At 40.9% G+C, this 6,209-nt stretch carries 4 protein-coding genes, 1 rRNA gene and 1 pseudogene; 5 read left to right on the plus strand and 1 reads right to left on the minus strand.

All coding sequences use genetic code 11. The annotated features are described in order from the left end of the window. Positions 1 to 146 precede the first annotated feature (146 nt). The 3 genes from rrf (at position 147) to ACFQ0V_RS08460 (ending at position 3,226) form a co-directional block, all read left to right on the plus strand. Positions 147 to 262 (plus strand): 5S ribosomal RNA (gene rrf, locus ACFQ0V_RS08450). A gap of 145 nt (positions 263 to 407) precedes the next feature. Next, a complete protein-coding gene (gene guaB / locus ACFQ0V_RS08455; RefSeq protein ID WP_381012228.1) occupies positions 408 to 1,874 on the plus strand; it encodes an IMP dehydrogenase in 1,467 nt (488 codons plus the stop codon). A gap of 59 nt (positions 1,875 to 1,933) precedes the next feature. Further along, complete coding sequence (locus tag ACFQ0V_RS08460) at positions 1,934 to 3,226, plus strand: D-alanyl-D-alanine carboxypeptidase family protein (RefSeq protein WP_381012229.1); 1,293 nt, start codon at positions 1,934 to 1,936, stop codon at positions 3,224 to 3,226. Here ACFQ0V_RS08460 and pdxR read toward each other — a convergent pair. Next, a complete protein-coding gene (pdxR, locus tag ACFQ0V_RS08465; protein ID WP_381012232.1) occupies positions 3,218 to 4,615 on the minus strand; it encodes a MocR-like pyridoxine biosynthesis transcription factor PdxR in 1,398 nt (465 codons plus the stop codon). The two genes, ACFQ0V_RS08460 and pdxR, sit on opposite strands and share 9 nt — an antisense overlap. A gap of 101 nt (positions 4,616 to 4,716) precedes the next feature. Between pdxR and pdxS the strand changes: the two genes are divergently transcribed. Further along, positions 4,717 to 5,565: a pyridoxal 5'-phosphate synthase lyase subunit PdxS gene (gene pdxS / locus ACFQ0V_RS08470; protein WP_381012235.1), complete on the plus strand. Its 849-nt coding sequence runs from the start codon at positions 4,717 to 4,719 to the stop codon at positions 5,563 to 5,565. Positions 5,566 to 5,626: 61 nt separating this feature from the next. Further along, a pseudogene (locus ACFQ0V_RS08475) lies at positions 5,627 to 6,040 on the plus strand (P1 family peptidase); the annotation flags it as partial. Positions 6,041 to 6,209: the final 169 nt, after the last annotated feature.

Here is a 6,209-nt window from a genome sequence, read left to right on the forward strand (position 1 = left end):
AGGTCTCGGGTGGAAGTGTGGCGACATACGGAGCTGAGAGATACTAATCGATCGAGGACTTAACCTATAATAAGTATGAAACAGTATTCGTTGTGAAAGATGTTAGTTTTATTCAGTTTTGAGTGAATGATTTCATTCAATATAAGTTTGGTGACGATGGCAAAGAGGTCACACCTGTTCCCATACCGAACACAGTAGTTAAGCTCTTTAGCGCCGATGGTAATTGGGGGTATCCCCCTGTGAGAGTAGGACGTTGCCAAGCAATTAAAACACGATGTAATCATCGTGTTTTTTTATTTGTTCAAATGAATCCGTTTACATTTAAGGTATTCGACTTTCGCTACTTGACAATCTTCGCAACGGTTGTTAATCTTTTAATAATATTCAATTGTAGGAGGAATTTTGAAATGTGGGAAACTAAATTTTCACGAGAAGGTTTAACATTTGATGACGTGCTTTTAATTCCAGGAGCATCTGAAGTATTACCGAAAGACGTATCTTTATCTGTTAAGTTAACAGATAAGATTCAGTTAAACATTCCAATCATTAGTGCTGGCATGGATACTGTTACTGAATCACGTATGGCGATTGCAATGGCACGTCAAGGTGGATTAGGCGTCATCCATAAAAATATGAGCATTGAAGATCAAGCAGAGCAAGTTGTCACAGTTAAACGATCTGAAAATGGGGTTATTACGAATCCATTCTTTTTAACACCAGAACATCAAGTATATGATGCTGAACATTTAATGGGCAAATATCGTATTTCTGGAGTTCCAATCGTAGACACGATGGAAAATAAAAAGTTAGTAGGAATTATTACGAACCGCGACTTACGTTTCATTCAAGATTATTCGACAGAAATTAATGATGTTATGACGAAAGAAAATTTAGTGACGGCCCCAGTAGGTACGACATTAGATGACGCAGAGAAAATTTTACAACAATACCGCATTGAAAAATTACCAATCGTTGATAATGATGGAATCTTACAAGGATTAATCACTATTAAAGATATTGAGAAAGTAATCGAATACCCTTCAGCTGCGAAAGATGAACAAGGCCGCTTACTTGTAGGTGCTGCAGTTGGTGTTACTTCTGATACGATGACACGTGTAGAAAAGCTCGTTGAAGCTGAAGTAGACTTAATCGTAATCGATACAGCACATGGACATTCAAAAGGTGTTATTGATATGGTCGCTCAAATTCGACAAACTTACCCTGAGTTAGCGATTGTAGCAGGTAATGTTGCGACAGGTGAAGCAACGAAAGCTCTTTACGAAGCAGGGGCAGATATTGTCAAAGTTGGAATTGGTCCAGGATCTATTTGTACGACACGTGTTGTAGCGGGTGTCGGAATGCCACAAATTTCAGCAATTTATGATTGTGCGGGTGTAGCACGTGAATATGGTAAAACAATTATTGCGGATGGTGGAATTAAATATTCAGGCGATATCGTAAAAGCACTTGCAGCAGGTGGCCATGTGGTCATGCTTGGTAGCTTATTAGCTGGTACAACTGAAAGTCCTGGTGGCACAGAAATTTACCAAGGTCGTCGTTTTAAAGTGTATCGTGGAATGGGATCAGTTTCAGCGATGGAACAAGGTTCAAAAGATCGTTATTTCCAAGATGATGCGAAAAAATTAGTTCCAGAAGGTATTGAAGGTCGTATGCCGTATAAAGGGCCTTTAGCGGATACGATTCACCAATTAGTCGGTGGAATCCGTGCAGGAATGGGATATTGCGGAACGGGTGATTTACGTACGTTACGTGAAGAAGCACAATTCGTTCGTATGACGGGTGCAGGACTTCGTGAAAGCCATCCTCACCAAGTTCAAATTACGAAAGAAGCTCCAAACTATTCAATTTCATAAACAAATGACAGCACCCGGCGATTTTTCGTCAGGGTGCTTTTTTGAAAGGAGAATCGTTCATGATTCCAAAATGGTGGGTAGGCATGGTCTTATTAATTAGTTTATTGGCTTTCCCTACAATGGTAGGAGCAGAGGAAGAATCTAGTGCTGAATCGACAAGTGATAGTTCATTATTAATTGATACGCATACGGGGACAATTTTAGAAGCGACGAATATTGATGAAGTGCACGGAATTGCACAACTCAGTAAATGGATGACATTGTACATTGTATTGCAGCAGTTAGAAGAAGGCCAATTAACGAAAGAGCAAATGTATGAAGTATCTGATTACGTAGCTGCGGTTTCAGAAGAAGCGTCTTTTTTTGATATTCCTTTTGAAGCAGGTACACAATTATCGGTGAAACAATTGTATGATGCGTTAACGATTATGCAATCGACTGCCGCAAGTGTTGCATTTGCTGAAATAATTGATGGTTCTGAAGCCGCTTTTGTAAAACGGATGAATGAGGTAGCGAAAGAATTACAACTTGAGAAAACTTTATTTACGAACGCTTCTGGAGAAAAGGGTGAATTGTTAATACGTATGGGAAGCGATATCGAAAATGCAGAAAGTGAGTCTGTTGGAACTGCACGTTCTTTAGGAGAGCTCATGTATTATACATATCAACTTCATCCGTTACTCGGAGATGATATGAGTCGCGTGGAATTACAATGGAATGATATGACGTACGAAAATCGCAATAGTATGTTGGAAGGTAAACTTCATGAAATATCGTATATTGACAGTGCGATGATTGGAGAGAGTAATTTAGCGGGATTCTCTTTAGTCGCTTCAGGGAAACGAGGAAAGCAACGTTTAATCGCTGTTCTTTTAGATAGTAAAACAGATGGAGTCCGTTCTGAATTAGCACGATATGACATCGTGAAACAATTGATGGATGATGTGTTTTTACAATATACCGATTTAGAAGTAGTTCAAGAAGGTGCACAAATTAAAAATTATGAAACTTATCCTGTTTTGCGCGGAACAAAAAAGAAAGTGGATATTATCGCTTCAGAATCGATCCGTACGCTTCTTCCTAGTGATTCTGAGAGAGAAGCTCATGTGGAAGTTACCTATTCGTTAAAAGAGCCGTTAGAAGCTCCTGTGAAGGCTGGAACAGTCGTCGGGTATGCATATATTACATACGATGATAAGCAAGAATACAATTACATCGTGGATAAAAGTCATTATGTCACACTCGTCACAGCAGAAGACGTGACTATGACGAGTTCATTTCGATTGTTTTTCCAAGGGATTGGTGTTTTCTTTAAAGATTGGTGGGCGGTGACAACACAATTTCTAAAGTGATAGGTCCCAACTTCGCCATAAAGTGTGAATCGCGTTTTCGATTTGGTCATTTGGGATTCCACCGAACCCGAGTAAGAAAGTAGGGCGTTGCTCGGTACGTTGCACGTAGTATTGAGAAATGCCAATAAGTCGGATATTTTGTTTATGAGCTAATGACAATAAGTGCTCTTCTGTCCGGTCGTCCTCTAATTGAATCATGACGTGCATCCCTGCATGTTCTCCGAAAAATGTAAGCTTAGGCGATAAAGTAGAAAGAGTATCGATGACTGTTTGCATTTTACGTTTATAAACCGTTCGCATCCGGTTTAAATGTCGGGCAAAATGGCCGTTTTTCATGAAGCGTGCGACAATTTGTTGGTCGAATCGTGGTACGGTCGCTGCGTATTGAATGACATCATATTTAAACGTTTCATATAGTGCAGGAGGTAGCACCATGTAAGCCATACGGAGTGAAGGCATAAAGGCTTTAGAGAAAGTGCTCATATAAATGACTTTTCCATGTTGATCTAAGCTTTTTAAAGCAGGAATCGGTCGTCCACTGTAACGAAATTCACTATCGTAATCATCTTCAACAATAAAGCGTTCTTTTCGAGCATATGCCCAATTTAATAAAGTTGCTTTGCGTGAAGCGGATAAAACGGCTCCTGTCGGGAATTGATGAGAAGGTGTGACGAATGCAGCGGTCGCCTCGCTTTGAATGAGTTGCTCGACAATCATTCCATCTTGGTCGACATCGATCGGCACAATCGGATGGTGGTGATGTTCAAACACAGGATGCATTTGTAAATAACCTGGATTTTCAATTGCGAAGAGAGATTGATTCCCTAACATACGCAATAAAAGAGCCATGAGTTGTTCTGTTCCTGAACCGATAATAATTTGTTCAGGAGTGCAATGTACACCACGTGAGTGTGCGATGTACTGGGCAATTTCAGAACGCAATTCAACATCACCTTGAGGATGTCCGAGTTGTAGTAAGTCTTGATAGGAGGCGTCGATAATTTCTTTCGCATACTTGCGCCACGTCGCAAAAGGAAATTCGCTCGTATCAATCGTACCTGGAGAAAAATCGTAATCGTAAGAAGGACGTTCCTGTTCTAAAGAAGGAGCGATTGTGATAGGTGCGCTGACGGGAGTAAGTTCATCGATTTGTTCTACAAAAAAGCCTCGTCGCGCTTCAGATCGGATATACCCTTCTGCGTGTAATTGTGCGTAAGCGAGTTCAATCGTCGTTTGACTCACTTCTAAAAAACTGGCTAACTTGCGTTTCGAAGGAAGTTTATCGCCTGGCTTGAGTTCATTATCTGTAATTTTATTTCGAATTTGTTCGTAAATTTGTTCATATAAAGGTTGGTCATTTTTTTGAAGTTCAATAAATAAAAATTCCATTCAACCTCTCCTATCTGACCTGGTTAAATACTTATTAACTGGTCATTTTAATGTGGTCAAATTTCATTATACTAAAGTTAATGAAAGAAAGGGGAATCATTATGGTTGAATGGAAAAAAGGTGGCGTCATTATGGACGTCATTAACGCAGAACAAGCAAAAATTGCAGAGGCAGCAGGGGCAGTAGCGGTTATGGCATTAGAACGTGTCCCTTCAGATATTCGTAAAGCAGGGGGCGTTGCTCGTATGGCGAACCCGAGCATCGTGGAAGAAGTACAAGCAGCGGTTTCAATTCCAGTTATGGCAAAATGCCGTATCGGACATATTTCAGAAGCGCGTACGTTAGAAGCGATGAATGTCGATTATATCGATGAAAGTGAAGTTTTAACACCAGCAGACGAAGAGTTCCACTTATTGAAAAGCGAATACAAGGTACCTTTCGTATGTGGTGCACGTAACTTAGGGGAAGCGACACGTCGATTAGGTGAAGGCGCTCAAATGCTTCGTACGAAAGGTGAACCAGGAACAGGAAACATCGTAGAAGCGGTTCGTCACTTACGTGAGATTAATGCGCACGTGAAGAAAATCGTCGGTATGAATGACGATGAATTAATGACAGAAGCGCGTGATCTCGGAGCACCTTATGAAATTTTAAAACAAATTAAAGAAGCAGGTCGTTTACCAGTCACAAACTATGCAGCAGGCGGTGTTGCAACACCAGCGGACGCAGCGCTCATGATGGAATTAGGAGCGGACGGTGTGTTCGTAGGTTCAGGTATTTTCAAATCAGAAAACCCTGAAAAATTTGCGCGTGCAATTGTTGAAGCGACAGCAAACTATCAAGATTATCAATTAATTGCGGAACTTTCTAAAGGCCTTGGCGAGCCGATGAAAGGGATCGAAATGTCTGAATTAACAGGTTCAGATTTAATGGCGAACCGCAGTAAATAATAAAGTACTCCTACTTTCAGTTCGATATACTGAAGGTAGGAGTTTTTTTAGGAGGAATGACATGAAAATTAGAGAATACGGGATAACAATCGGTCATTTACCGACCGGTGTACATAATTGCATTACAGATGTTGAAGGTGTGGCAGTCGGTCATGAAACGATTCGAGAAGATTTAGAAGATGGAGAAGTCATTCGTACAGGCGTGACGGCTATACTACCACATGAAGGAAATTTATTTCGTGAGAAAGTGATCGGAGCGAGTCACGTCATTAACGGATTTGGTAAAACAGCAGGGCTCGTACAAGTAGACGAATTAGGAACGATTGAATCGCCGATCATGTTGACGAATACGCTTGCGGTTGGCACAGTGTTGCAAAGTACAGTTAAAGAGATGTTAGCCCAAAGCCCTGAAATTGGAGATACGACAGGAACGGTCAACGTCGTCGTAGGAGAGTGTAATGATGGCCATGTGAACTACCCACCACTTAGTTAACCTTACGGTCTACTTGAAGTGGGGGCTTCTCGTTTCCACGAACATAGCTTGCAAGCAAGTCTTATGTGTTCTCCACGAGCGTGAATTCGGGGCATTCCAACCCTACTGATACGCAATGTTTTTAGTACCTTGGATATTTTACGCATACGAG

Origin of the sequence: Savagea faecisuis, assembly GCF_042675605.1 — a bacterium.
GTDB lineage: Bacteria > Bacillota > Bacilli > Bacillales_A > Planococcaceae > Savagea > Savagea faecisuis.

Bases quoted from the DNA above. Each gene is read 5' to 3' on its own strand.
- guaB (WP_381012228.1), top strand. From the start codon at position 408: ATGTGGGAAACTAAATTTTCACGAGAAGGTTTAACATTTGATGACGTG.
- ACFQ0V_RS08460 (WP_381012229.1), top strand. From the start codon at position 1,934: ATGATTCCAAAATGGTGGGTAGGCATGGTCTTATTAATTAGTTTATTG.
- pdxR (WP_381012232.1), bottom strand. From the start codon at position 4,615: ATGGAATTTTTATTTATTGAACTTCAAAAAAATGACCAACCTTTATAT.
- pdxS (WP_381012235.1), top strand. From the start codon at position 4,717: ATGGTTGAATGGAAAAAAGGTGGCGTCATTATGGACGTCATTAACGCA.